We start from the raw sequence: 24,109 nt of genomic DNA on the forward strand, positions 1-24,109 counted from the left end.
TCGTGCTCCAGATTCGCTGCGGGTCCCCGTCCGGTGGCGGGACCGGCGGGGGAGGTCGACGGGATGCGGGGGCCTGCGGGCGGGCGGGGGAGACCCGTTAGACGGCGGGTGCTGCGGGTGCTGCGGGCTTCAGACCGGCGGTGTCGGGGCCGGGTCCGGGCCCGTCGTCGCGGCCGTCCTCGGCGTCCCGCTCCTCGCGGGGGAGGGTGGCCCTGCGCAGGCCGGGCACGGCGATCGCCACGGCGACGGCGGCCACGGCGCAGATCGCGCCGTTGACGACGGCCGCCCCGCCGGGGCTGAACCAACGGGCGAGGGCGGCGACCTCGACGTCGCCGACGACGCCTCCGGTGGTGCCCTGCGTGGTGATGACGCTGACGATGCGGCCGCGCAGCCGGTCGGGGGTGCTGTGCTGGACGAGCGCGTACTCGAGGATCTCGTACACCGTGCCGGCGGCGCCGCCCACGGCGAGCAGCGCGAAGGCGACCCAGATGTCGCCGCTGAGGCCGAAGCCCACGGCGGACAGACCGCCGGTGAAGGCCGCGATGATCAGCAGCCGGCCGGGCCGGGCGGCCCGGGTCAGCCATCCGCTCGTGGCGGAGACGGCGACCGCGCCGACGGCGGGGGCGGTGTAGAGGAGGCCGAGCATGACCTCGCCGCCGTGGAACTGACGGTCGACCATCTCGGGGAAGAGCACGACCGGGAGGTTGAAGAGGGCCATCACGCCGCCGAGGGTGAGCAGGCCGCCGACGACGCGGTTGCGCACGGCGTACTTGAAGGCGACCAGCAGCGATCCGCTGTCGGCGCCGTATTCGTCCTCGTCGTCCTCGTCGCCCTTGACCGGGGGCAGGGGCCGGATCCGGGAGATCAGGAGGGTGGTGACGGCCGTGGTGACGGCGGTGAAGGCGAAGACCGGGCCGGGCCCCCACACGGCGAGGAGCAAGCCGCCCAGGAAGGGCGCGCTGATGGAGCCGATCTCACCGGTCAGCGAGATGAGGGCGCCCGCGGCCGGGAGTTGGTCGGGGCGCACGAGCGTCGGGGCGACGGCCATCAGGGCCGTCACGCTGACGCCCGTGGCCAGGCCGTCCCAAGCGACGCACACGTAGATGCCCCACAGGGTCGGGTCCGGCAGCATCGCGTTCACGGCGAGGCCGGCGAAGGCGAGGGCGGCGGCGCCGCGGGCGCACACGATCAGCCGCCGGCGGTCGGTCCGGTCGGCCATGACGCCGCCCCAGAGCGAACCGAGCAGCACGGTGACGCTCATGATCATGCTGGCGACGGCGACGTTGAAGGTGGACCGGGTCAGTCCGTACACCTGGGCGGACAGGGCCACCGTCGCCATGCCGAGGCCGAACAGGGACACCACGCGGGCGATGAAGATGGCGCGGAAGTCCCTGCTGGTGCGCAGGGGTTCGATGTCTATGACGAAGTCACGCAGAGGCACGGCAGGCTCCGGGGCGGGCAGGTGTGGGGGAGGGGGATCAGGGGGCTGCGGTGAGCAGCTCGGCCCACTGGCGCAGGGTCGGTCGTTCGGCGAGGTCCACGAAGCTGATGCGGGCGCCTTCGGCCCGCCATTTCTCGACGAGCGACATCAGCCGGATCGAGTCGAGGCCCTGGTCCAGCAGGTCCTCTTCCAGGGAGACGTCGGCGGGCTCCGTGTAGAGCACGTCGGCGACGTCTCGGACCAGCCGGTCGAGCGTGAAGGGCGGGGAAGCGGACATGGAGGGACTCTCTCCTCGGGGATCGACGGAAGGGCGGAAGGGCGGAACGACGGCAGTACGTCAGCGTTCCATTAGGTAAGGCTTACCTAATTAAACGCGAAGGTGCACGTCAAGCCGGGTGCGGTGATGTCGTGACTGCCGCTTTGATGAACTGGCCTCTGGGTGTGATGTGTTGGGTCGAGAGGCGAATTGCGGGTCAATTTAGGGAAGGCTAACCTAAGTTCGTGATTGCTGCCGCCACCCCCCGTCCCCCGCTGTACGGCACGGACGGTCTCCCGCCGCTGGTCCGGCGGGCGCGTCTGCACGACGCCCCCGCCCTGCACGCCCTCTCACTGGCCTTCATCCGCTCCGGTGCCCTGCGGCACCGCAGCATCGACCACTACCTGGCGCACGCCGGGGAGTTCCTCCTCGCGACCCGTCGCGGTCGCACCGCGGTCCTGGGCTGCCTCGCCCTGAGCGACGAGGGGGAGGGGGTCGCAGTGCTCTACAACTTCTGCGTCGCCCGGGGGAACCAGGGCCAGGGGCTGGGCGCCGCGTTGCTGCGCGCCGCGCTCGCCGACGCCCGGAGCCGCCTCGTACGGGAGGTCTTCACCGCGACCACGAGTGGCGCAGCCTTCTTCGGCCGGCACGGCTTCGTGCCGGCCGGCCCGGGACGGGCGCCCGCCGCCTGGGCCGGGGCGCTGGACCCCGCACGCGGCTCGGAGGTGCTCTCCAGGAGGCTGTGAACCCTGGCGGGGTGGCGAGGCACCCCTACGGTCCGCACACGACCGGGGCCGGACCGGAGCACGTGCTCCGGTCCGGCCCCGCGCGTGGACCACGGGGGCCGGGTGGCCCCCGGGATCAGCTCTTGGCGACCAGGCTGGCGGGCCGCATGTCGGTCCAGTGCGTCTCCGTGTACGCGGCGCAGCCCTCCCGGCTGTCCTCGCCGTGCACGACGGTCCAGCCCGCGGGAACCTCCGCGAAGGCGGGCCAGAGCGAGTGCTGGTTCTCGGCGTTCACGAGCACGAAGTAGCGGGCGTCGTCGTCCTCGAAGGGGTTGGTGGCCATGGTGTCTCTCCTTTGGGTGATGACCGGGACGGTCGGTTCGGGAAGGGGGTCAGTGGTGGACGGGGGAAGCCTGCAGGGAGGCGATCGGTACGTCGGGGGCGCGGCAGAGCGCCGCCAGGTCCTCGGTGAACAGGCGGGCGAACCTGGCGGGTTCGGCCTCCTCGTAGAGTGCCGGGTTCGCGTCGAAGTCCAGGCGCAGCCGCCCGTCGGGGCCCGCCGCGGCGGACACCGACAGGTCGTCGACCGGCCCCGAGGCGAGGCTGACGACCCGGCCGCGGATCGCGCCGAAGTCCAGCTCCGTCTCGAACGGCCGCAGGTTGACCAGCGGCCCGGGGACGCGGCCGCCCCCGTACTCCGGCCACACCTCGCGCGCCAGTTCCTCGCTGCGCAGCCGCTGGTGGCGGCGGAGCAGCGTCAGCTCGCCGGCCGCCGTGCCCAGCAGCGACCGGAAGGTGTCCGCCCCCCGCACGGGCAGCCGCACCGGCAGGACGTTCACGGCCGTCGCGGGCACCCGTAGCGTCCCGGGGGCGGTCCGCGCCGCCGCGTACACGGCGAGGACCGCCTCGCGCGCGCCGACCTGCGCGGTCACCCGCACCGCGGTCGCGGCGAGCACGACCTCGGCCCAGGTGACGCGCGCGGAACGGGCGGTGGCCCGGACGGCCGCGCTGTCCACCGCGTCGAGGTGCACGGTGTGCCGCCGCGCGGTGTCCTGTGCCGGTGCCGCCCGTCCGGCGGGGGAGGCGGGAGCGGGGCGGTCGGCGTACCGCCCCGTCCAGTACCGCCGGTCCGCGGCCTGCGCCGCGGAGCCGGTGTAGGCGCGGTCCGCGTCGGTCAGTACGGAGACCGGCGCGAAGGGAGTGGGGCCGGGCGGGCGGCCGTGCACCAGGGCCGTGTAGACCTCGGCGATCCGCCGGCTCAGCAGCGCCACCCCGTACCCGTCGACCGCCAGCAGGTGGAAGTACTGCACCAGCAGGTGGTGTTCGGGGCCGACCCTGACCAGCAGGGCGCCGGTGAGGTCGGGCGCGAGGCCGGTGCCCGCCGGGGCGGTGAGCAGCTCGGGCCGGGGCGGACAGGCGAGCTGGCCGCGGACCAGGCCGACGGCAGCGCCCACCGGGTCGGCCGCCGCGGAGGTGTCCAGGCGCGGCAGGCCGCCCCGAGTCATCAGCCGCGAGCGGAGCCAAGGAGCCTCGTCGAGGGTGCGCAGCACGGCCTCGTCGAGCGCCGCCGTGTCGAGCGGGCCCACGAGCTCGATGTACTGGCCCACGTTGTGGCCGGCGTACGAGGGATCCGCGCTCTGCGCCGCCAGGACGTGCGCCTGCGCCGCCGTGAGTCCGGCCGGCCCGGCCGCCGCCGGGGGATCGGTGCGCGGCACGGCCGCTCAGCCCCGCTGGGCGGGGACGCCGTCGGCGACGGCCGCCGCCCTGGTCGCCAGTGCGGCCCGCACCTCGCGCTCGGCGACGCGCAGCAGCAGGGAGTCGCAGATCTCGCCCGAGCGCACGGCCAGCGTGGACAGCAGGGAGGCGGTGATGCCGTGGGTGTGCTCGGCGGCCGCGCCCTGGACGTAGATGCCGGCCCGGACGCGGTCGGTGGTCTCCACCCGGTGGTCGCGGCCCACCCGCAGCCTGCCCCGTCCGTCCGTGAGGCACTCCTCGGCCAGGTCGCCGAGCAACTCGGCCGGCTCGGTGGGTCGGTAACCGGTGGCCAGCACCACCGCGTCGCAATCGAGGGCGAGGGTCTCTCCCGTGGTGAGGGAGCGCACCACGGCCCGTGCCCCGTCGGGGAGTTCCTCCACGGCGGTCAGGGCGGTCGCGTTCAGTATGCGCAGCCGTTCGGTGCCGGCGACCTTCTCCTGGTAGACGGTCCGGTACAGCTGCTCGATCAGTTCGCCGTCCACCACCGCGTAGTTGGTGTTGGCGTGGTAGCCGATGAGCTGCTGCTTGACCTCCTCCGGGGCGCTGAAGAACTCGTCGACGGCGGCCGGGTCGAAGATCCGGTTGGCGAACGGGCTGTCGTCGGCCGGGCTGTACCCGTACCGGGTGAACACGGCGCAGACCTCGGCGTCCGGGAACGTGCGGTGCAGGTGGTCGGCGGTCTCGGCGGCGGACTGTCCGGCGCCGACGACGACGAACCGGCGATGGGGGCGGGCCGTCAGTTGCGGTGCGCGGTGCAGCAGGTCGCGGTTGTGCCAGACGTGCGGTCCGGTGCTGATCCCGTCCGGGACGCGGGGGCGCAGCCCGGTCCCGAGTACGAGGTTGCGGGTGCGGGTGGCGCGCTGCGGCCCGGTGCCGGACGCGGGCCGGGTGATGACGTCCAGCAGGTCCGCGGCGCCGTCCGGACCTGCCGGGCGTACCTCGACGGCCTCGGTGGCGTAGTCGACCAGCCCGCTGAAGGGGGCGGCGCACCAGCGGAAGTAGTCGTGGAATTCGAGGCGGGTGGGGAAGAAGGACTTCTGGTTGATGAAGTCGGCCAGCCGGTCCCGGTCCTGCAGGTAGTGCAGGAAGCTGAAGGAGCTTCCCGGATTGCGCATCGTCACCAGGTCCTTCAGGAAGGAGACCTGCATGGTGGCCCCTTCGAGGAGCATGCCCTGGTGCCATCCGAAGTCGTCCTGGCGCTCGATGAACGAGGCCCGGATCGCCTCACCGGGGGCGCGTCGGCCGTTGTGCTCCCGGATCGCTATCGCCAGGGCCAGGTTGGCCGGCCCGAAGCCGATGCCCACCAGGTCCCTGATGTCCGGGAGAGCGTCCCCGGGTGTGGAGCTCGCGTGCGGTGCGGACATGCCCATCCTTCCTCGGTCCTACCCTATTTGGTTAGGTAAGGCTGGCCTAACATCTCTGACGGGCCGGAAGCTGTCAAGTTGGACCGCGACCGCCTCGATCCGCACCAAACCGGTTTACTACCAGCAGAGTTGGGCACGCGGAAGGCCCCGGAGCCGTAGCGGCTCCGGGGTGGGGTGGGAGAGGGCCGGGGCAGGTCGACCCTCCCCCGGTTCAGTGGGGGAGGTGCTCCCCGCGCGGCGAAACCTGAGGCGAACCGTCCGGCGACCCGTCCGGCGGGCCGTCGGACGGGCCGTCGGGCACGACCGTGGTGCCGGTGTGCTCGTCGGCGAAGACCTCCAGGACCAGGGCGTGCGGAACCCTGCCGTCCAGTACGTGCGCCATCCGCACCCCGGAGCGCACCGCACGCAGGCAGCCCTCCATCTTGGGCACCATGCCGCCCGCCATCGAGGGCAACAGTTCCGCCAGCTCACCGGCCGTGAGCCGGTCGATGACCTCCGTGCTGTGCGGCCAGTCCGCGTAGAGGCCCGCGACGTCGGTGAGCATCACCAGCTTCTCGGCGTCCAGGGCTTCGGCGAGGGCGGCGGCCGCGAGGTCCGCGTTGATGTTGTAGACGTTGTCGTCGTGCGCTCCCCGGGCGATGGGGGAGATCACGGGGATGCGACCGCGCTCGAGGAGCCCCCGTACGGTGTCGGGGGCGACGTGCACGATGTCGCCCACCAGGCCGATGTCCACCTCGGCGCCGTCCACGACGGCCGGCCGCCGGACGGCGGACAGGGTGCGGGCGTCCTCGCCGGTCATCCCCACGGCGAAGGCTCCGTGACGGTTGATCAGTCCGACGATGTCCCGTTGGACCTGCCCGGCCAGCACCATGCGGACGACTTCCATCACCGCGGGGGTCGTCACCCGTAGCCCCGCCGCGAACCGGACCTCCAGCGCGAGCTGTTCGAGCATCGCGCTGATCTGGGGGCCGCCGCCGTGCACGACGACCGGCCGGAGCCCCGCGTAGCGCAGGGAGACGACGTCCTGGGCGAAGGCCGCCTTGAGCTCCTCGTTCACCATGGCGTTGCCGCCGAACTTGACCACGACCGTGCGTCCTTGGAACCGCTCCAGCCATGGCAGGGCCTCGATGAGCGTGCGCGCCCGTGGCGCCGCCTGTCCGCTCATGGGGTGGGGTGTGCGGTCGTCATTCAGGCTTCCAGTTCGTCGATGAGGGTCGTGGTGGTGTGTACGACGGCGCCCCGTGCGGCCGTCCAGCGCAGGGCCAGCGCGTGCTCCTCGGCGGAGGTGTCCGCCACCGCGTCGGCGACGACGAACGGCTGGATGTCGTTCATGAACGCGTCCGCCGCGGTGAGCAGCACGCCCGCGTGGGCGAACACCCCGCACAGGATCAGCTGGTCCCGGCCCGTGGTGCGCAGGATGCGCTCCAAGTGGCTGCGCAGGAAGGCGTTGTGCCGTGCGTTGGTGATCACGTGCTCCCCCCGGCGGGGGGTCAGTTCCTCGGTGATCGACACGTCTCGGTCCGCCGCCGGTTCGGCTTCCATCTCGGCTGCGAGGCCCCGCTGTTCGGGTCGTTCGCCCGTCGGTACGGCGCTGAAGACGACCGGGAGGCCGAGCCGTCGTGCGGACCTGCGCAGGTCGGTGATGTTGCCGATCAGGTCCACGAGGGGTGAGTGATCGCGGGGGAAGGGCCGCAGCAGATGGTTCTGCATGTTGTGTATCAACAGGGCGGCCCGGTCGGGGTCGATGGACCAAGGTGCCACGGAGCGCGGCACGAGGTCCTGGGTGGGCATGGGATATGGGTCGATGGTCACAGGGCCCACGGCTGGATCTCCTTGTCACCGGCGCTGCGCGGAGCGCCGGTGGTGAACGGGCGCGCGGAGCTCGACGAGGGGCGGAGATGCCCCGCCCTTCATCTGGTAGTTAGCTTAGCCTAACCTAAGTTCCTCGGGTACGGGGTGAGAGACGCCCTTCGAGTTCGTTCCTCGTGCGATCGGGCGTTCAGTCCCGGCGTGACGCGCGGTCGCTCAACCCGCCCGAGGGGTCGTCCGGTTGGCTGTCCGGGGACAGGAGCGGGTCGTCGAGCTGCACGATCCGGTACCCGACCCGCCGGCTCGCCGCCTTGGGAGGTCTGCGCCGCCGACCCGCACCGGCCTGCATCGAGCGCGCCCGCTGGGCCGCCGCGATCAGGGCCCCCACCGGTGGCGCCTCGGCGCGCAGGCGGTTGAACCCGCGCACGGAGATGCCCACGAGGGTCGCCGCGGCCGGCCAGGCAGCCCCTTTGCGGATCGCGTTCAGCATCAGCTGTAACGCGGCCGGGGTGGGCGTCGCGCCCGGGTTCAGCCCGTGCGCCTCGGCCAGTGCGTGCGCGGCGCGGAGCGCCGCGGCGAAGCTGGCGTCGATCTCCAGCCACTCGCACAGGATTCGCTCGGGGACGCCGGCCGCCGCCGCGCACCCGGGGATGGTCAGCCCCTGGGCCGCCCCGCGGAGGGCGTCCGCCATCCGGGCGATCGTTTCCTCCCGTTGGCTGGGCGTGCGGCGCAGTGCGTCGCGCAATGCCCGGTCCATCTCCTCCTGGGAGCCTATCCAGGCCAGTACCTCGTCGGCCCACTCGTCCTGCTGCGCTTGGTCTCGCGCGTTGTCCTGCATCCCCGCACCCCCACTCTTAGGTAAGCCTAACCTAATTGTGGAGTGCAAGGGGAGATGTGCGACCGCAGTCGTGGGATTCCCGGGGCGCCGACCCCGTCCCAACCCGGTCGGACCATGCGGAAGTTGAACGGTGAACCGGCTTCGTCGGCCGGTGCGTGCATCACTCATGGCCGAACAGTGTGCCGCAGACCACCGGCGACGGTGCGCGAATCGGCGGTCTCACCCGATAAGAGGCTGCAACCGGCCAAAGGCCGCGGCCGCGGATCGCCGGACCGGAGAGGCCCGCCCACGGTGACTGCCGGGCCGTTCCCCCGGACCACTCGTACGCCTTTGCGATAGGTTGCCCTGCATGACTGAAGCCGGAGCCGTCACCTGGCCACCCGCCCCGATCGAGACCGAACGGCTCGTGCTGCGCCGGTCCGAGGCCCAGGACCGTGCGGCGTTCATCGAGCTGTTCGCATCGCCGGAGGTGGGCACCTACGTCGGCGGCCCGCGACCGCGGGCCGAGCTCGAACGCGCGGTGCCCGAGGTGCCCGGGCGGCGCCCCGGCTTCTTCGTGGTCGCCGTCGACGGAGCGATGATCGGCATGATCACGCTCGATCGGCGCGGCCCTGAGCGCCAGGGGCACGTCCGCCCGGAGGCCGGGGAGACCGAACTCGGCTACATGTTCCTCCCCGAGGCGTGGGGCCACGGGTACGCCGCCGAGGCGTGCGCGGCGGCTCTCGACTGGTTCGCCAACGCGCATCCGGGCGAGCCGGTCGTCCTCTGTACCCAGACCGCCAATGACCGCGCGATGCGCCTCGCGGCGAAGCTGGGTTTCACCGAGGTGGAGAGGTTCGAGGAGTACGGCGCCGAGCAGTGGTTCGGCGTGCGGCCGGGGCGCAGCGGTCCGCTGCCGGACCAGGACCCCGTACGGCCACGCAGGCCCTGATCCGAGGTGGCCTCACACGTAGCCGAGAGCTCCGGGATCGGCCGGCCCCATCTGCCGGGCGAAGTCGGCCGCCGCCCCGAGGACCTCGCGCATCGGCACGGCCTGCCGACTCGTGGCCGCGAGATCCGCACGGGCCTCCTCGGACCACAGGAACGGGTAGACGGTGATCCCCTGCGAGAGGGCGAGGGCGGTGGCCTCCTCCCGCCAACCGGGCCAGCGCAACCCTTCATAGAACGTCTCGAGGTCGCCCGAGAGCAGCCAGGACACCCACACGGAGTGGCCCATCTCCAGCACCTCCCACGCGAGCGTGTCGGGAGCGAAGTAGGCCATCTCCCCAGGCGCCCCCGGGCGGCCCGAAGCCGCAGGATCACGGCCGTTCAGTGCGAAGACCCCGCCGAGGGCATCGTGCCCCACGACGAGTCCGGTCCCGGGATTCCAAGCGGGATCGAAAGCCGTGGGAAAGCCGTTGACCCGCCCCAGGCTCGGCAGGCCGCCGTCGAGGGCCGAACCTCCGCCGAACACCCGCACCCATCCGTCGTCCAAGAGCAGCCCGCCCGTGTTCAACGCGAGTGCACCGAGCGTCGACCGTGCGGTGACCTGCATCTGCACGAGGCACCGGCGCCCCTCGTCGAAGTCGACGGGAAGCACCTGCACGGGCACGGAACTTTCGGTGAGCATCCCCTGGAGCTCAGGCCAAGCCGGATCGTCCACCTCGGCCAACTCGTCGATTCCTCGCATCCGAGGATGATCGCAGCAGCCCGCCCGACCTCGGCCATCGGGCCGGGCCCCGGCCCGTGCCCCACGAGAGAGCGAGACCAGCAGTGACCGAACCGGCCCCCGTGAACCTGATCGACGTGGGAGACGCGGACGGCAACCGCTGCGTCGTCCGCGTGACCGGCCGCTACCAGCCCGGAGTGCTGACCGGCCACGACGTGTTGCGCGCCGATCTCGTGGTTTCCGCGAGCTTCGTCGACGTCAGGCTCGAGCTCCACCTGCGCCAGCAGGACCTCGACGCCTGGCAGCACGACCTGACCCGGCTCGCCCCGGGCAAAGGCGCAACCATCGGTGGCGACCGCGGGCCGAGCGTCGACTTCTTCGTGCACGAGGACCGCGACGTGTCGCTGATGGTCCAGGACCCCGACCGCCTGAGCGTCGCGCTGGGGATCGCGCCACAGGAGACGTGGATCCAGGACCACCACCAGCGACTTGACCGGGTTCGAGCGACCTGGCCCAGCGAGGTCGTCGGAACGGGCACCACCTACGAGTGGAGCTCCCGGCGCAGGGGTTGAGCCGCGGCGCAGACCCCCGCGCCGGTCGGATCAGGCGACGGCGGTCCCCTCGAGCAGCGTGGTGGTCGGTGCCCCACCCCTCGCGACACCCTCGGTCAGGTATTCCGTTACGGTTCCCGTATGCGCGCCGATCGGCTGGTCTCACTGGTGCTGCTGCTGCGCCAGCGCGGTCGGTTGACCGCGGACACGCTGGCCCGCGAGCTGCAGGTGTCCACCCGCACCGTGCTGCGCGACATCGAGGCACTGTCGGCGGCCGGCGTCCCGGTCTACGCCGAACGCGGGCGGTACGGCGGTTTCGCGTTGTTGCCCGGTTTCCGTACGGAGCTCACCGGACTCAACCACGACGAGGCCCTGGCCCTGCTGGCCGCCGGATCGGGGCGCGGCGAGCGGGCGTTCGGCCTCGGCTCGGCGCTCGCTTCGGCCATGCGCAAGGTGGTCGACGCGCTGCCCGAAAGCCACCGGGCCACCGCGAGCGACGCGGCGCGGCGTTTTCTCGTGGAACCCGAGACCGACCTGCTCTCACGCCGGCTGGTCGCGGACGAGGTACCCGGCACCACCATGATCGAGGTCCGGCGCGCGGTGCTCGCCGGACACAAGCTGCGCATCCACTACGCGGCCACCGGCCGGCCCCCGCAGTGGCGCACGGTGGACCCGATCGGCCTGGTCACCGTACGCGACCGGGTCTACCTGCTGGCCACGCGATCCGGCGCGGACCGTACCTACCGGCTGTCCCGGGTCCTGGCCGCCGAGGAACTCCCCGAAGCCGCCCAGCGGCCGGACCGGGTCGATCTGGACCGGATCTGGCGGGAACGCGCCGCGCAGTTCCTGAGCGACGACCACATCACCGTGCTGGTCCGGGTGAACCCGGCGAGGCGGGAGGACCTGCTGGACACCGCGGTGGCCGTCCGCGCGGAAGAACCCGACCCGGACGGCCGGTTGCGGCTGGAGCTGACCTTCCAGGATTCACGACACGCCGAATGGGCGCTGTGGCAGCTCGGCACGGACGCGGAAGCCCTGACCCCGCCGTCGTTGCGCGCCTCCCTGCGCGACCGTGCCGCCGCCCTCGCCGCCCGCTACGCAGACCCGTACTGAGCGCTACCGCGTGGCGCGCAGTCGGGCCGCGGAGTAGGCCGGGGCGCCGAGGGCCAGCAGGCGGAACAGACCCGCGGCCGCGCGGTGGCCGATGCTGATGCGCTCCATCACCCGGTGGTCACCGATCCACTCCCAGCCGGGTGCCACGGCGGCGAGCCCGCGGCCGCCCCGGACACCGGAGCGGAACTGCGCTCCCGTCGCCTTGACGATGGGGTGCCGGCCGCTGAGCGCGACCTTCGGGTGGAAGAAGTCCGCCACCAGCTCCGCGGTGGGAAAGGCGGACCGGCAGGAGGTGAGGAAGGCCTTCAGGCCGGCCGGGTCCAGGTACATCAGGACGCCCTCGGCCAGGACCAGTACGTCGCGCCGCGCCCCGACGAGGGGCAACAGCTGCTCCGCCCAGTCGGGTTCGGTGATCGAGGCGGCGAACACGCGGGAGTGGTCCCTCGGCAGCAGCTCCGCCCGCAACCGTACGACTTCGGGCACGTCGACGCCGAGCCAGGTGACGGAGGCGGGCAAGGCGCCCGCGAGCCGCTCGGCGCGGGTGTCGAGGCCGATGCCCACCGAGACGACCACCGCATCGGGGTGGGCCCGGCAGAAGGCGGCGGTCAACTCGTCGAAGACGATGGCCCGGTGGACCGAGCCGAGGGCATTGCTCCGATCGGTCAGCACCTCGGGCGCGCGGTATCCGGTCGAGGCCAGTACGGAGGCGGCCGCCGGGTCGCGGAACGCCGTGCCCGGGAGGAGCTCGGCCGCGTGGGCGCGGCCGTAGAGGGGGGTCAGCAGGGTCATGGCCACACCGCTCAGGCCATGGGCGGCGCCGCCGCCCTCGGAGGTGTTCGACATGCGCGTGGACTCCTCGGTTCGACTCGGTTCGACTGGATCGACTGGATCGACGGGTTCGACGTGGAACGGTGAGGATCGGGGCGGGTACGGGGGCGCCCGGAACGGGTGGGCGCCCCCGTGCACGGCGTCAGCTGCGGTGGAACACGACCTCCGGGTCGGCCGCCGCCGGACCGTCCAGGCGCGGCGCCGGCTTCCCGCGCAGGTGCAGGTCGAAGAAGTCGCCGACGTACGCCCGGGTGATCTGCTGCGAGCGGGTGCCCGACAGCGGTGTCTCCGGGTGCGGGTACCCGACCTGGTCGCCCAGGACGGGCCAGTCGGTGAAACCGGGATGTCCGGCCCCCGTGACGGTCAGCCAGCGCTTCCAGCCGTCCAGCCGGGGCCAGGTGTCCTCCCAGGAGGTGTCGGGGAAGTCGGGCGGCAGCAGGGCGGGGTCACTGGCGAGCATCAGGAAGGGCCGCCCGCCGAGACCGGACTGGGGTACGGGTGTGAAGAAGGTGCCGTCCATGTTGACCCCGGCGTCCACGCGCGGGTCGACGGCCATGGTGGCCGATGCGGCCGCACCGCCGATCGAATGCCCGGCCATGCCGATGTGCCGGGGATCGATCAGCCAGGAGTACCGCCACGCCGGGTGCGAGCCGGTCAACCGGTCCAGGACGAACGGGACGTCACGGGCCCGGCCGTCGGAGACCCGGTGCAGCGACCCGTCGGGGAACACCTGCTCGCACGCCTTGCAGGTGAGCATCCGGCCGCCGGGGAAGACGGTGCCGTCCGACTCGTACGCGTGGTCCACCGTCGCGACGACGTACCCGCGGCTGGCGAGGTCCTCCGCCAGGGTGGTCAGCGAGGAGCGGGGCATGGTGAAGCCGGGGGAGAGCACGATCAGCGGGTAGCGGTTCGCGGCGGGCCGGGGCAGCGCGTCCGTCCGCGCGTTCGTGCGGGTGGCCGCGACGCGTTCGGGGGTGACGTACTCACCCAGCTGCCCCCGGTCGGTCAGCAGCGCCTTGGCCTCGGGAGCGCTCATGTAGGGAGCGGGACGTCCGGTGTGCGCGAGCGCCGGGTAGTAGAGCGACAGGAGTAATTCCCGGTCGGCCGTGGGAACCCAGGGGTCCTTGCGCTCCCGGTCCACGAGGTGGAGGGTGTCGCGTCCCACGGCGAAGCCGCCGGTGGGGCGCGGGAGTTCCAGTCGGGAGACGCCGGCCGGGGCGGGCGGGGCCGCGGCCGCGGCGGGCGTGGCGAGCGTGCCGGGCGCGGTGAGGACCAGACCGGTCGCCACCGCCGTCAGCACGCGGATGATCTTCTTCATGCCGGCATCGTAAGTCATTTTTAGGCAAGGCTTACCTAACTTTATTGAGATGTCGTGGAGTTGGACCGCCCGGGCGCGGTGCTCTCGGGGCTCGAGCGTGCACATCCGGTCAAGCTGAGTGGCCGTCGGGTGAACCGTGCGCGGCCGGCAGCAGGTCAGGGAGGGGTGGGGCCGCACGTCGCGGGCGGCGCGGCCGGCGCCGGGGCGTGGCGGTGGAGCGGGGGCGACCCCTGTGAGCTGCCCGAACGGCCCGTCGTTCGCCGATATGCGGACGCACTGTCCGTAAATCGGTCATCGATGTGCGGCGCGGCTTCACGTCAGACAGTCTGAAGCCGCAACGACGCGATATCGAAACCAAATATCGCGTTCAACCTTCGAATCGAAAGAGAGTTTTGTCGTGCGCCACCGCATCGCAGCTGCCTCCGCCGCCACGCTCCTCTGTCTGGTCGGCGCCACCGGCATGGCAGCCGCCCAACCCTCCAGCCTGTACGCCCCGTCCGCCCTGGTGTTCACCGTCGCGCAGGGCGACGACGTAGCCACCTCGACCATCGTCCGGGCCTCCACCCTCAGCTGCGCCCCGACCGCGCAGGGTACCCACCCGGACCCGCAGGCCGCCTGCGCCGCCCTCAACTCCACCGGCGGAGCGCTGGACCGCCTGCTGGCCTCACCGAACCCGGACCGCGCCTGCCCGATGCACTACGCCCCGGTCACCGTCACCGCCGACGGCGTGTGGAAGGGCAGCCGCGTCGCCTGGAAGCACACCTTCTCCAACACCTGCGTGATGTCCGCGACCCTCAACGGGAACGCCGTCTTCGCGTTCTGATCCCGCGTCGGACCTGTGCCGCGCAGGCGCCGGGCGTGCTCCGGGTTTCCCGTGGAGCGCGCCCCGCTCACGGACCGTCGACCGGCCCGGAGCGAGGCGCTCCCCCCGCCACAGGTCCGCACCCCTAGGCGTCTACGCGGTCCGCTCCCGGGTGGAGACGGTGACGTGGTCCACCCGCATCGCACGGCCCGGCTCGGTGGCCGGGCCCGCGCTCGCGCCGTCGGCGAGCGGCATGCCGCCACCGATCGCCACGTTGAGGATCAGGAACAGGCCGTGGTCCACGGCCGCCTTCCACGTCCCGGGGTCCATCCGGTCGGCGGTCACCCGGTGGTACGCGCGCCCGTCCAGGTACCAGCGCACCTCCTGCGCGCCGGGTGCGAGATCGACTTCGACGGCGTACGAGTGGAACGCCGTCCGGCAGCCGGCGCACGGCTGCGGACCGGACGTCAGGCCGGCGGGCTCCTGACACGGGCCGCCGTCCAGGACACCGCAGTGCATCGCGGCGAAGACGGTGTCCCGCCCGTTCACGGACTCCATGACGTCGAGCTCCCCGACGCCCGGCCACCCCGTGTAGCCGTCACGCAGCGGTGCCCCCAAGGTCCAGAAGGCCGGCCAGTATCCCGCCGCCCTCTCCCCGGTCACGTCCGGCAGGGCGATCGACGCCTCGATCCGCAGGACCCCGCCGGGCGGGGGCGCGAAGTCGGAGCGCCGCGTCTCGATCCGCCCCGAACTCCACCGCCCGTCCTTGCGGGTGGGCACGATCTCCAGCGCGCCCTTCCCGTCGAGGCGGACGTTCTCGGTCGAGTCGGTCATGGTCTCGATCTCGCCGGTGCCCCATTGCGGTGCGGGGCAGCCCGGGTAGCAGGTGCCGATGTCGTGGATCCAGTCGGCGGCGGACGGAGGGGTGCCCGCCGGGCCGTCGAAGTCGTCGCGCAGCAGCCGCGTCCACCCGTCCGCCCCCGGCGCCGCCCCTGCTGCCGTCCCCGGCGCCGGCCCCGGCGCCGCTCCACCCGCTGCGGGCAGCGACCCGGCCTCCGTGAGCAGCCGCTCCAGCCGGTTGGTCAGGACCACCGCCGCCGCGTTGGTCAGGTGGGCGTCGTCCCGGTAGAGCAGGATCCGGTCGAGCACGGCCGGGCAGGTCGGCCCGTCGCCCGGGCACAGGACCTGGTTCACGCCGACGCTGCGTACGCCGGGCAGGGCTCCGGACGCGATCCGCCTCGCCAGCGGATCCGGCAGCTGGGCGTCCGCGCGGCTGAACGCGCAGTCGGCCGGCGATCCCGGACTGCCGGACACGCAGGCCGGGATGTCCCGGCCGGGTACGGGCGTGTCCTCGACGTAGACGATCGGCGCCCCCAGGGCCCGGAGCGGCGTCAGCGTCTTCTCCCAGGCCTCGGCCAGCAGCTTCGCGTCGTCCGTGTACCGGTTGAGCGAAGAGATCACGATGAGGCGCGGCTTCGGCTGCTGCCGGAGCCGCTCCAGGGAGTCCGCCCGCCAGGTGTCGCACTCCCGGTAGGCACGCCCGAGCTGCGGGCTGTCCACCGCCAGCTCCGGCAGCGGGCAGCCCTGCTTCACCAGCTCCTGCAGCGCCCAGCCCCGCTGCGAGGCCAGTGCCAGCATCGGGGAGAACCACTGCCCGGCGTGCGAGTCGCCCAGCAGCACGATCCGGTCCGGGCTGTCCACCGCGCCGAACAGGCAGTCCGGGCTGCGCGTCTCGGCCGGGGCGACCTCGCAGGCCCCGTCCGGCGGGAAGTCCCCCCGTGCCTGGGCGGGACTGGGCACCACCGGCCCGTCGACGAGCGGCGTACCGGCCGTGTGGGCGAGCAGGGTGGGGCCCGAGGCGGCGCCCGGGGGCAGCCCCTGGGTGTCCACCGGGCCGGCCGGACCCAGCACGCGCAGCGTGGTCGTCCCCACCACCAGCGCGAGGACCACCGGCAGCACGATCGCCGACACGCCCACCGACAGTCCGCGGCGGGGGAGTTCGCAGACCGTACGGCTGCGGCGCAGCGGCTGCTCGACCCAGCGCATGGTGGCGAGGGCGGGCAGTACGGCCGCCAGGGTCAGCGCGGTCTTCGCGGGCCAGCCGAGCGCACCGAGCCGGGCCTCGGCGAGGACGAGCACCGGCCAGTGCCACAGGTACAGGGTGTAGGAGAGCCGCCCGACGGCCCGGGGCGCCCGCCCCGCCAGCAGCCGCCCCACGTCCCACGGCCCTTGTGCGTGCCGTTCGCCCCGGCCGGGTATCGCGGCGAGGATCACGGCGGCGGTGGCCAGGGTCGGCACGAGCGCCGCCCAACCGGGGTATGGGGTCCCCGCGTCGTACGACACGACGCACCAGCCGATCGCCGCGGCCCCCGACCAGCCGCACAGCAGCCGCAGCGGGCGCGGCCCGCGCATCAGGTGCCAGGGCAGCAGGGCGAGCAGCGCCCCGACGCCGAACTGCCAGACCCGAGAGGGAGTTCCGAGGTACGCGAGCGATACGGAGTGCTCGCTCCAGTACACCGCCAGCGCGAACGAGGCCAGGGTGAGCGGGACGGCGGCCAGCACCACGAGGAGCCGTACGGCCCGGCCCCGGCGGACCGCCCGGGCCGCGCACAGCACCAGCACCGCCAGCAGCGGGGCCCAGAGCAGGTAGAACTGCTCCTCGACGGCGAGGGACCAGAAGTGCAGCAGCGGGCTCTGGTCGTGCCCGGCGGCGAGGTAGTCGGTCCGCTGCGCCACGAACCGCCAGTTGGCGAAGGACAGGGCCGCCGCGACGACGTCGTGCTCCACGTCGGTGCGGCGCAGCGGTACGGTCAGCCAGGCGCCGGCGAGGGCCACCGCGGCGAGCACCACGGCGGCGGAGGGCAGCAGCCGCCGGGCCCGCCGGGAGAAGAAGTCACCGAGCCGGATCCGGCCGGTGGTGATCGCCTCCCGGACCAGCAGGCCGGTGATGAGGTAGCCGGAGATGACGAAGAAGACGTCCACGCCGACGAAACCGCCGGTCGCCCAGGGGAGCCCGGCGTGGAAGGCGAGCACCGCGAGGACGGCGATCGCGCGCAAGCCCTCGATGTCGGGTCGGAAGGCGGACCGGTGCGGGCTCGGCCCGGACTCGTTGCCGGAGCGGGAGCCGGACGGCAGCTCTCCGGCCCCAGGAGCAGCGCTCCCGCGGGGCCGGTGCCGGCCGGGTGTGACGAGGAAGGACATGCGGATGGTGCCTTTCAACTCAGCCAGGGAAGCATCGGGTCGACCCACCCCGATGCCAGCAGGCCGGTCAGTAGGAGGACCGCGGAAGCGGCGACGGTCTCGGGCCAGCGGCGCGGCAGCACGCCGCCGCGCGAGCGCAGCGCGGCCCGCACCCGGGCGCGCACCGGCCCCGCCTCCGGGTACAGCTCGGCCACCAGGTCCCGGATCAGCGGGACGTTGATCTGGCACTGCACCAGGAGGTAGAGGAGCAGCCCCCAGTTGGGCTCCCAGCCGCCCCGGGCCACGGCCAGCGCGAGACCGGTGGCCGCGGCGCCGTTGGAGAGGACGAGCCAGACGAGCGAGACGGCCACCACCCGGCGGGCCATCCCGCCCGGAGCCCCCGCACTCCGCGCGCCGGTGGGCACCCAGGCGGCGGTGCGCCCCCGCAGCGTGTGCACGAACGCGGTCGCGGCGGCCACGCTGGTCAGGACGTTCGCCCGGATGACTTCCACCCGCCAGCGGGTGCGGCTGATCCGCGGCAGCAGCACGTGCCACAGCCACAGCGGGGCGAGCAGGGGCAGTACGTGCCAGGGCCGGATGTGGTCCGGGAACCAGAACATCATCACCAGCGGTGGCAACGGCGCCGCGAAGGTGTTCACGGCGGTGGTCAGATAGCCGACGATGCCCTCGTAGAAGCACAGCCGCATCCGCCAGGGCGCCCGCATCCGCCGCAGCACGGGCGTGCCGAGCAGATGGAGGTTGCCCATCGCCCACCGGTACTGCTGGTTGACGAAGGAGGTGATCCGGTCGGGCGAGGTGCCCTTGGCGACCAGCACCGGTACGTACAGGGTGCGGAACCCCTGCTCGTGCAGGGCGAGGCCGGTGTACAGGTCCTCGCTGTGGTCGAGCCGGGCGAAGCCGCCGGCCAGATCGATCGCGCTGCGCCGGTACACGGCGTTGCTGCCGCAGCAGATGGCGGCGTCGCTCGCATCCCGGGACGGCTGGATCCAGCGGAAGAACCATTCCTGCGCGGAGCCGGCGGCCCGCTGGATCCACCCCATGGTCTCGTCGGTGTCGAAGCACTGCGGGCTCTGCACGATGCCGACGGCCGGGTCGGCCAGGTAGGGCACGAGGTGGCGCAGGAAGTCGGGCCGCGGGGCGAAGTCCGCGTCCAGGATCGCGATGAACTCGGCGCTGCTCAGGGAGAGCGCGTGGTTGAGGTTGCCGGCCTTCTTCAGGTGCCCCCGGTCGGGCCGTACGACGTACGCGTAGCCGTACGAGGCGGCCAGCGCGGCGACTTCCGGCCGGTCGGCGTCGTCCAGGATCCAGACGGTCAGCGCGCCGGGCCAGTCGGCGGCCGCGACCGCGCGGTAGGCGTTGCCCAGGACGTCGAGCGGTTCGCCGCAGGTGGGCAGGTACAGATCGACGTCCGGTAAGGTCGCGGGCCGCCAGGCCCGGATGAGCACCTCGTGCGACCGCCGGGTGAGCCGGCGCTGGCGCAGGCTGTTGACGCAGGACAGGACGAGGGCGACGAGGTTGAGGCCGAGGACGGCCAGGAACGCCCACAGGGCCGGTGTCCGCAGGGCGAAGGCGAACATGGTCGCCGCCGTGAACACGAAGGCGAGCGAGGTGCTGACGAGGACCCAGCGGCGCTGCGGACCGAAGTACCAGTAGAGCTCTTCGTCGGACGGTGGTTGTGGAAGATGATGAAAGGTCATAAAGCCCCCCACGGCTGTGCATGTACCCGTTTCAGGTGACCCATCCTAGTGCCAAAGGTATAGACCAGTCGTTGCGAGAGTGTGGCACCGGAGCCAATGCGCCACGGATTGGCGTGACTTCAGTGGTCCAGACCTCTTGGGTCGCCATTCGACCGGCCGTGCCCGGTGGGTCCGGGAAGGTGCGGGTCACGTGGGGGTGAACAGTCCTGGAACTCGCCGGAGCGGCCGGGCCGTCGCGGATCGGGGGGTGGGGTGGGGGTCAGGCCGTGGTGAAGATCCGATCGAGGTGGTGGTGGAGCACCGCGACGGCCGACTCGGGCTTCCGCTGGCCCACCAGGATGCTCGTGCCCATGGTCGCCGTCATGGCGAGCAGGCTGATCGCCTCGATGCGCGCGTCGGCGTCCGGATCGGCCAGGCCGCTCTCCTGCGCCTGCTGGAGCAGGCCGGCGATGGCGTTCTCCGCGGCGTCGGGGTTGTCGATGAACGGCTGGGCGGCGAGCGCCTCGTCGGTCACGGACAGGATCGAGTACGAGCTGTAGAGGAGGTGGAAGGTGCGGCCCTCCTCGTCGGTGGGGAGGGAGGCCAGCAGCAGCGCCTCGATGGTCGCGCGCGGGCCCGGGTTCGGGCCGACGGCGCGCAGGCGCTCGCCCACGCGTGCGGTGAAGCGGTCCGTGAGGTGCTGGAGTCCGTAGAAGAGCAGTTTCTCCTTGGTCTCGAAGTAGTACTGCACGAGTCGCAGCGATACGCCCGCCTCCGCCGCGACGTCGCGCATGCCCACGGCGTGCAGGCCGCGCCGTCCGGCCACCTGGATGAGCGCCTCGGCGATCTGGGCCCGTCGTTCCTCGTGGTCCACGCGCTTCGGCATGTGCCGGGCCTCCGACTGTTGGTGGCGGGTTCGCATCCGGCCGTTCCGGACCTCTTTATGGTACCGCCGTACCAGCTATGCGATACGGTCGTATCGCGAAGAACGGGTGCACGGTTCGGGGGCTGCTCCGCCCCGTGGCACCCCAACACCCTCGCCCTCAGCGCCGAGCGCCCCGTCTACGCTCTCGACACCCCCGGGGACCCGGGCCGCAGCGTCCGACGCGAGCCGCCCCCACGGCGTGGCGCCCCCGCCTCGCCGAGTGGCTGGAGCAGCCGGTGATCGTCGCTCCCGAGCTCCGTGCGGTGTTCCAGGCCCGGTGCTCCCGGAGTCCGTGGACAGGTCCGGAAGTGACGCGCCGCTTGTCCGGATCGTCGCTGTTCATCCCGGTCCGGTGGGGCAAGGATGTCTCCCTGCGATTCGGCTTCCACGTGACGTGATCCGGGGGGATTCATGACAACGAGAACGCGACGCACCAGGAACACGAGGGGCGCAGGACGTACGAGGCGTACGGGCTTCGCCGTGGCGGGCAGTTTCCTCGCCGCCCTCGGCATGACGGCTCCCGCGCAGGCGGCCGCGGGGGCAACGGCTGCATCCTGCAAGCCCTCCATCCAGGTCCTCCAGACGCTGTCCGCCACCGAGGATCCGCACCCGAGCCCCTGGGTGCGCCGCACCCAGGTCTCGGCCATCGCACCGGGGCACTCGCGCCTGGCGGTCGGCATGTCCGGCATGAAGCCGGCGTACTGGATCGGGGAACAGGTGTACGCGGTGCCGGTGCCCGAGGGATCCAGCACGGGCTGGGTCGTGGACGTCAACCGGTCCGGCCTCATGGTCGGGCAGGTGACCACCCGCGAGGGCAGCAAGGCGTTCAGCTACCGGCACGGCGATCCCGCCATCACCGTACTGCCCGGCGGGGACAAGGTGGGCGGGGTCAACGACCGCGGCGTCATCGTCGGCAGCCTCTGGGACGCCGCCCAGAACCGGACCATCGGCGTGGAATGGTCGCGCGGCAGGGTGCGCCGCGAACTGCCCTCGCCCGCCGGATACGTGCTCTACGAGACGTCGGGCCTCAACAACGCCGGGCAGGTATCGGGCAACGGGTGGGAGCTGGAACGGCGCCCCGGCGCCCAGTTCCTCGCCGCCCCGGGGCTCTACTGGTCCGCGTACCCGGACTCGACGCCCTCGGTGCTGGCGCCCTTTGACGACACGGGGGACCACCACGTCACCCGGGAGATCGACGACTCGGGCCGGATCGTCGGCTATGCGCGGCGCGGCCAGGGGCCCGACAGCGCGGAGTTCGCCGTGGTGTGGAACCGCCCCGACGGCCCTGCGGCGTACGCGCCCCGGGCACCCGGCGCGATCGGCGGAACGTTCGACTCGATCAGCCCGAACACCGGCGTCGCGGTCGGCCTGGCGGAGTTCAGCTACGCGTCGCCGCTCCCGCCGGACAGCCCGCCGGCCCGGGCGCAGTACTGGACCGGCAAGGGGCCGATGCGCGTCCTGCCGGGGCTGGGCCCGTCCCTGTTCACCGCCGCCTTCGCCGTCACGGACGACGACCGGGTCGGGGGAGCCGCGCTGGACGCGCAGAACCGGGTCCGGCCGGTGATCTGGACCTGTGCGTCCAAGCAGGCGTACGTCCTGGAGGGTCCCCGGCCGTAGGGCCGGGTCGGTTCGTTCCGGGCAGGGCGGTCTCGGGCACGCCGTGGCGAGCACCCCCGTGGTTCGCCACGGCGTGTGCGGGGCCGTCCTGCGTCAGTGGGTGGGGGAGGGCGGGGCCGTCTCGGGCGTGCCCGTGGGGTGGAAACGGGTGATGCGCTGCGGGGGGACGATCGCGGGGAGGAGGAAGTTCCACAGGTCGGTGACGCGCGTGTGGAGGTCTTCGCGGCGGGTACGGACGTGCGAGGTCACCTGGATGCCGGTGAAGGCTCCGACGAGCAGGGTCGAGAGGTCCCGGACGTCGAGCGACGGGTGTATGTCGCCGCGCTGCTGAGCGGGGGTCAGGCAGCTGCGGCAGATGTCGATCCAGGCGTCGTAGGGGGTCGGGTCGGGGTGGGTGAAGGAGCCGAACTCGATGACCAGGCGGATGCCGGCGCGGATGCGGACGTCGGTGCGCAGGCCGTGGGCCATGTGGTGGGTGAGGTCGATGACGGTCTGCAGGCCCGGGTTCTCGATGGCGGGGACGCGTTCGGAGACCTGGAACTGCTCGTCCATCAGGGTGCGGGCGAGGGCTTCCTTGGACGGGAAGTGGAAGTAGAGGGCGCCCTTGGTGACTCCGGCGTGCTTGACGACGTCGCTGAGGCTGGTGCCCTCGAACCCGCTGAGGTCGAAGGCGGTCGCCGCGCCGTCGAGTATGGCTTGGCGGGTGATCTCGGCCCGCTCCTGTCTGGCCCTCGCCACGTCCTGCTCGTCCCCTTGGTCACTGCCCGAGCGGTGTTCGCCGCGGTGTCCCGTCAATCTAGTCGGGCAACGCGAAAGGAAACCAGTCGGCAGGTACTTTTTTGCGGAGGCGGGGAGCGGTTCGGGGAGTTGTGTGGCTCTTTGCGTGATTCTTTTTCGGCGGCGCACGTGTGCGGACGTCAATGGGCCGATGTCGAAGGCGAGTTGACAGGGCGGTCCGGGTAGTCGGGGAGTGCGAGCGCGGTGGCGTCCTTCGCCGCCTCGAGCATCCGGGCGAGGATGCGGGGCTTGCTGAGCAGGGCGTTGCGCAGGCGCAGGCCCAGCTTCGACGAGGGGGCGAGGAAGCGGCCCGTGCGGTCACCGCCCTTCTGGCGGTCCTGGGCGTAGTCGCGCAGCAGGGACTCGTAGCGGGTGAAGGCGGCCCGGTGGTCCCCGGGGGAGCGGGAGAGTTCGCCGGCCAGGACGTACGCACCCAGGACCGCGGTGCCGGTGCCCATCCCGCCGATGGTCGCGCCGCAGGCGGCGTCCCCGAGGAGGGCGATCCGGCCGGCGGACCAGGCGGGGACGTCGGCGCGGCTGATCGAGTCGAAGTAGAGGTCGTCGGCGGTGTCGAGGGAGTCGAGGAGGCGGTCCACCTTCCAGGGCAGGCCCGCGAACGCCCGGCGCAGGAGGCGTTTGTGGGCCTCGGGGTCATGGCGGTCGTACGCGAGCTCGGGGGAGGCGAAGACGAGGAACGCGCGGGCCCGGGCGGGGTCGGTGTGGTCCGCGGCGACACTGGCGAAGCGCCCGGGGGCGTTGTGGCCGATGGAGCCGGCGCCGGGGCGCAGGTCCAGGCCCAGGCCCGAGTGGTGGGGCAGGCTCCAGGTGGCGGCGTAGTGGCCGAGGTGGGTGACGTGGTCGGCGTCCGGGCCGAAGGCCAGGCGCCGGACGTTCGAGTGGAGGCCGTCGGCGCCGATGACCAGGTCGAAGGTGCGGGGCGGGGCGTGGCGGAAGGTGACGTCGACGCCGGTGGTCGTCTCCGTGAGGGAGGTGAGGGAGTCCCCGAAGACGTATGCGGCACCGGCGGCGAGCGAGGCCTCGTAGAGGATCCGGGAGAGGTCGCCGCGCAGGACTTCGATGTCGCCTCCCGCGAACTCGGCGGGTAGGTGCAGGAGTTCGCGGCCGTCGGCGTCGACGAAGGTCATCGGGCTGCCGCCGGTCCGGACGCGGTGGAGCTTGTCGAAGATCCCCATCCGTCGCAGGACGCGGAGCTGGGTCCCGCCGCGGAAGTCGACGGCCTGGCCGCCCGGGCGCAGGGCGGGGGCGACCTCGACGACGGTGGGCCGCAGGCCGTGGTGGGCGAGGCGGTGGGCGAGGGCCGGGCCCGCGACGCCGGCGCCCGAGACGAGGACGGTGCGGGCCGCGGGGCGAGGGTAGTCGGTCCGCGCGAGCGATGCGGTCATGGAGGACTCCTGGTCTGGAAAACAACTGTGTCCAGCGGACACTGATTCGATACCGTGTACGG

General features: G+C 72.6%; 22 protein-coding genes and 1 pseudogene. 7 read left to right on the forward strand and 16 right to left on the reverse strand.

The features are described from left to right. Positions 1 to 97 precede the first annotated feature (97 nt). Together entS and OG594_RS20810 are read right to left on the reverse strand one after the other, a co-directional pair. Positions 98 to 1,441, reverse strand: coding sequence for an enterobactin transporter EntS (entS, locus tag OG594_RS20805; protein WP_266601087.1), 1,344 nt, complete (start codon positions 1,439 to 1,441; stop codon positions 98 to 100). Between the two features lie 37 nt (positions 1,442 to 1,478). Further along, positions 1,479 to 1,718, reverse strand: coding sequence for a phosphopantetheine-binding protein (locus tag OG594_RS20810; protein WP_266601089.1), 240 nt, complete (start codon positions 1,716 to 1,718; stop codon positions 1,479 to 1,481). 224 nt (positions 1,719 to 1,942) lie between these two features. Between OG594_RS20810 and OG594_RS20815 the strand changes: the two genes are divergently transcribed. Next, positions 1,943 to 2,443 (forward strand): GNAT family N-acetyltransferase, encoded by a 501-nt coding sequence (locus OG594_RS20815; protein WP_266601091.1) that lies wholly within the window; start codon positions 1,943 to 1,945, stop codon positions 2,441 to 2,443. Positions 2,444 to 2,558: 115 nt separating this feature from the next. On the opposite strand, the gene OG594_RS20820 is transcribed toward OG594_RS20815, so the two are convergent. The 6 genes from OG594_RS20820 to OG594_RS20845 form a co-directional block, all read right to left on the reverse strand. Beyond that, positions 2,559 to 2,765, reverse strand: a complete 207-nt coding sequence (locus OG594_RS20820) for an MbtH family protein (protein WP_266601093.1) — start codon at positions 2,763 to 2,765, stop codon at positions 2,559 to 2,561. Positions 2,766 to 2,814: 49 nt separating this feature from the next. Beyond that, entirely contained in the window at positions 2,815 to 4,137 is a 1,323-nt protein-coding gene (locus tag OG594_RS20825) for a condensation domain-containing protein (RefSeq protein ID WP_266601095.1), read from the reverse strand. Between the two features lie 6 nt (positions 4,138 to 4,143). Then, positions 4,144 to 5,541, reverse strand: a complete 1,398-nt coding sequence (locus tag OG594_RS20830; protein WP_266601097.1) for a lysine N(6)-hydroxylase/L-ornithine N(5)-oxygenase family protein — start codon at positions 5,539 to 5,541, stop codon at positions 4,144 to 4,146. A gap of 211 nt (positions 5,542 to 5,752) precedes the next feature. After that, positions 5,753 to 6,706, reverse strand: a complete 954-nt coding sequence (argB, locus tag OG594_RS20835) for an acetylglutamate kinase (RefSeq protein ID WP_266601099.1) — start codon at positions 6,704 to 6,706, stop codon at positions 5,753 to 5,755. Between the two features lie 23 nt (positions 6,707 to 6,729). Next, positions 6,730 to 7,362, reverse strand: a complete 633-nt coding sequence (locus OG594_RS20840) for an isochorismatase family protein (RefSeq protein WP_266601101.1) — start codon at positions 7,360 to 7,362, stop codon at positions 6,730 to 6,732. Between the two features lie 178 nt (positions 7,363 to 7,540). Then, positions 7,541 to 8,188, reverse strand: coding sequence for a hypothetical protein (locus OG594_RS20845; RefSeq protein WP_266601103.1), 648 nt, complete (start codon positions 8,186 to 8,188; stop codon positions 7,541 to 7,543). A 349-nt stretch (positions 8,189 to 8,537) separates the two neighbouring features. Between OG594_RS20845 and OG594_RS20850 the strand changes: the two genes are divergently transcribed. After that, positions 8,538 to 9,119: a GNAT family N-acetyltransferase gene (locus tag OG594_RS20850; RefSeq protein ID WP_266601105.1), complete on the forward strand. Its 582-nt coding sequence runs from the start codon at positions 8,538 to 8,540 to the stop codon at positions 9,117 to 9,119. 12 nt (positions 9,120 to 9,131) lie between these two features. On the opposite strand, the gene OG594_RS20855 is transcribed toward OG594_RS20850, so the two are convergent. Further along, positions 9,132 to 9,857, reverse strand: a complete 726-nt coding sequence (locus OG594_RS20855) for a DUF2625 domain-containing protein (protein WP_266601107.1) — start codon at positions 9,855 to 9,857, stop codon at positions 9,132 to 9,134. 83 nt (positions 9,858 to 9,940) lie between these two features. On the opposite strand from OG594_RS20855, the gene OG594_RS20860 reads away from it, so the two are divergent. Beyond that, positions 9,941 to 10,408, forward strand: a complete 468-nt coding sequence (locus OG594_RS20860) for a DUF5959 family protein (RefSeq protein WP_266601109.1) — start codon at positions 9,941 to 9,943, stop codon at positions 10,406 to 10,408. A gap of 120 nt (positions 10,409 to 10,528) precedes the next feature. After that, positions 10,529 to 11,500, forward strand: a complete 972-nt coding sequence (locus tag OG594_RS20865) for a YafY family protein (protein WP_266601111.1) — start codon at positions 10,529 to 10,531, stop codon at positions 11,498 to 11,500. Between the two features lie 3 nt (positions 11,501 to 11,503). Here OG594_RS20865 and OG594_RS20870 read toward each other — a convergent pair whose 3' ends face one another. Both OG594_RS20870 and OG594_RS20875 read right to left on the reverse strand, forming a co-directional pair. Further along, positions 11,504 to 12,343 carry a class I SAM-dependent methyltransferase gene (locus OG594_RS20870; protein ID WP_266601113.1) on the reverse strand — a complete coding sequence of 280 codons (840 nt, stop codon included), beginning with the start codon at positions 12,341 to 12,343 and terminating at the stop codon, positions 11,504 to 11,506. A gap of 127 nt (positions 12,344 to 12,470) precedes the next feature. Beyond that, entirely contained in the window at positions 12,471 to 13,646 is a 1,176-nt protein-coding gene (locus OG594_RS20875) for an alpha/beta hydrolase (protein WP_266601115.1), read from the reverse strand. Between the two features lie 397 nt (positions 13,647 to 14,043). Here OG594_RS20875 and OG594_RS20880 point away from each other — a divergent pair, with 397 nt between their 5' ends. Continuing rightward, positions 14,044 to 14,469 carry a subtilase-type protease inhibitor gene (locus OG594_RS20880; RefSeq protein WP_266601116.1) on the forward strand — a complete coding sequence of 142 codons (426 nt, stop codon included), beginning with the start codon at positions 14,044 to 14,046 and terminating at the stop codon, positions 14,467 to 14,469. Between the two features lie 132 nt (positions 14,470 to 14,601). On the opposite strand, the gene OG594_RS20885 is transcribed toward OG594_RS20880, so the two are convergent. From OG594_RS20885 to OG594_RS20895, 3 genes are all read right to left on the reverse strand, one after another. Then, positions 14,602 to 17,649, reverse strand: coding sequence for an acyltransferase family protein (locus OG594_RS20885; protein WP_266601118.1), 3,048 nt, complete (start codon positions 17,647 to 17,649; stop codon positions 14,602 to 14,604). A 14-nt stretch (positions 17,650 to 17,663) separates the two neighbouring features. Further along, positions 17,664 to 19,346 carry a cellulose synthase catalytic subunit gene (locus tag OG594_RS20890; protein WP_266601120.1) on the reverse strand — a complete coding sequence of 561 codons (1,683 nt, stop codon included), beginning with the start codon at positions 19,344 to 19,346 and terminating at the stop codon, positions 17,664 to 17,666. Positions 19,347 to 19,605: 259 nt separating this feature from the next. Then, a complete protein-coding gene (locus tag OG594_RS20895; RefSeq protein WP_266601122.1) occupies positions 19,606 to 20,211 on the reverse strand; it encodes a TetR/AcrR family transcriptional regulator in 606 nt (201 codons plus the stop codon). A gap of 105 nt (positions 20,212 to 20,316) precedes the next feature. On the opposite strand from OG594_RS20895, the pseudogene OG594_RS20900 reads away from it, so the two are divergent. After that, positions 20,317 to 20,516: pseudogene (locus OG594_RS20900) on the forward strand (hypothetical protein); the annotation flags it as partial. Positions 20,517 to 20,730: 214 nt separating this feature from the next. Further along, the gene (locus OG594_RS20905) at positions 20,731 to 21,867 is read left to right on the forward strand and encodes a hypothetical protein (protein ID WP_266601124.1); all 1,137 of its coding nucleotides are present in this window, start codon (positions 20,731 to 20,733) and stop codon (positions 21,865 to 21,867) included. Between the two features lie 93 nt (positions 21,868 to 21,960). Here the strand turns inward: OG594_RS20905 and OG594_RS20910 are convergent, their stop codons facing one another. Beyond that, entirely contained in the window at positions 21,961 to 22,605 is a 645-nt protein-coding gene (locus OG594_RS20910) for a ScbR family autoregulator-binding transcription factor (RefSeq protein ID WP_266601126.1), read from the reverse strand. 179 nt (positions 22,606 to 22,784) lie between these two features. Next, entirely contained in the window at positions 22,785 to 24,047 is a 1,263-nt protein-coding gene (locus tag OG594_RS20915) for an FAD-dependent monooxygenase (RefSeq protein ID WP_266601129.1), read from the reverse strand. Positions 24,048 to 24,109: the final 62 nt, after the last annotated feature.

The sequence above is a fragment of the Streptomyces sp. NBC_01214 genome, from assembly GCF_026340975.1.
In the GTDB taxonomy this organism is placed as follows: domain Bacteria; phylum Actinomycetota; class Actinomycetes; order Streptomycetales; family Streptomycetaceae; genus Streptomyces.

What these genes read in the sequence shown, in the direction of transcription:
- OG594_RS20915 (WP_266601129.1), bottom strand. Translation starts at nt 24,047, where the DNA reads ATGACCGCATCGCTCGCGCGGACCGACTACCCTCGCCCCGCGGCCCGC.
- OG594_RS20820 (WP_266601093.1), bottom strand. Translation starts at nt 2,765, where the DNA reads ATGGCCACCAACCCCTTCGAGGACGACGACGCCCGCTACTTCGTGCTC.
- OG594_RS20810 (WP_266601089.1), bottom strand. Translation starts at nt 1,718, where the DNA reads ATGTCCGCTTCCCCGCCCTTCACGCTCGACCGGCTGGTCCGAGACGTC.
- OG594_RS20890 (WP_266601120.1), bottom strand. Translation starts at nt 19,346, where the DNA reads ATGACCTTTCATCATCTTCCACAACCACCGTCCGACGAAGAGCTCTAC.
- OG594_RS20875 (WP_266601115.1), bottom strand. Translation starts at nt 13,646, where the DNA reads ATGAAGAAGATCATCCGCGTGCTGACGGCGGTGGCGACCGGTCTGGTC.
- OG594_RS20830 (WP_266601097.1), bottom strand. Translation starts at nt 5,541, where the DNA reads ATGTCCGCACCGCACGCGAGCTCCACACCCGGGGACGCTCTCCCGGAC.
- OG594_RS20895 (WP_266601122.1), bottom strand. Translation starts at nt 20,211, where the DNA reads ATGCCGAAGCGCGTGGACCACGAGGAACGACGGGCCCAGATCGCCGAG.
- OG594_RS20850 (WP_266601105.1), top strand. Translation starts at nt 8,538, where the DNA reads ATGACTGAAGCCGGAGCCGTCACCTGGCCACCCGCCCCGATCGAGACC.
- OG594_RS20885 (WP_266601118.1), bottom strand. Translation starts at nt 17,649, where the DNA reads ATGTCCTTCCTCGTCACACCCGGCCGGCACCGGCCCCGCGGGAGCGCT.
- OG594_RS20845 (WP_266601103.1), bottom strand. Translation starts at nt 8,188, where the DNA reads ATGCAGGACAACGCGCGAGACCAAGCGCAGCAGGACGAGTGGGCCGAC.
- OG594_RS20865 (WP_266601111.1), top strand. Translation starts at nt 10,529, where the DNA reads ATGCGCGCCGATCGGCTGGTCTCACTGGTGCTGCTGCTGCGCCAGCGC.
- OG594_RS20870 (WP_266601113.1), bottom strand. Translation starts at nt 12,343, where the DNA reads ATGTCGAACACCTCCGAGGGCGGCGGCGCCGCCCATGGCCTGAGCGGT.
- argB (WP_266601099.1), bottom strand. Translation starts at nt 6,706, where the DNA reads ATGAGCGGACAGGCGGCGCCACGGGCGCGCACGCTCATCGAGGCCCTG.
- OG594_RS20855 (WP_266601107.1), bottom strand. Translation starts at nt 9,857, where the DNA reads ATGCGAGGAATCGACGAGTTGGCCGAGGTGGACGATCCGGCTTGGCCT.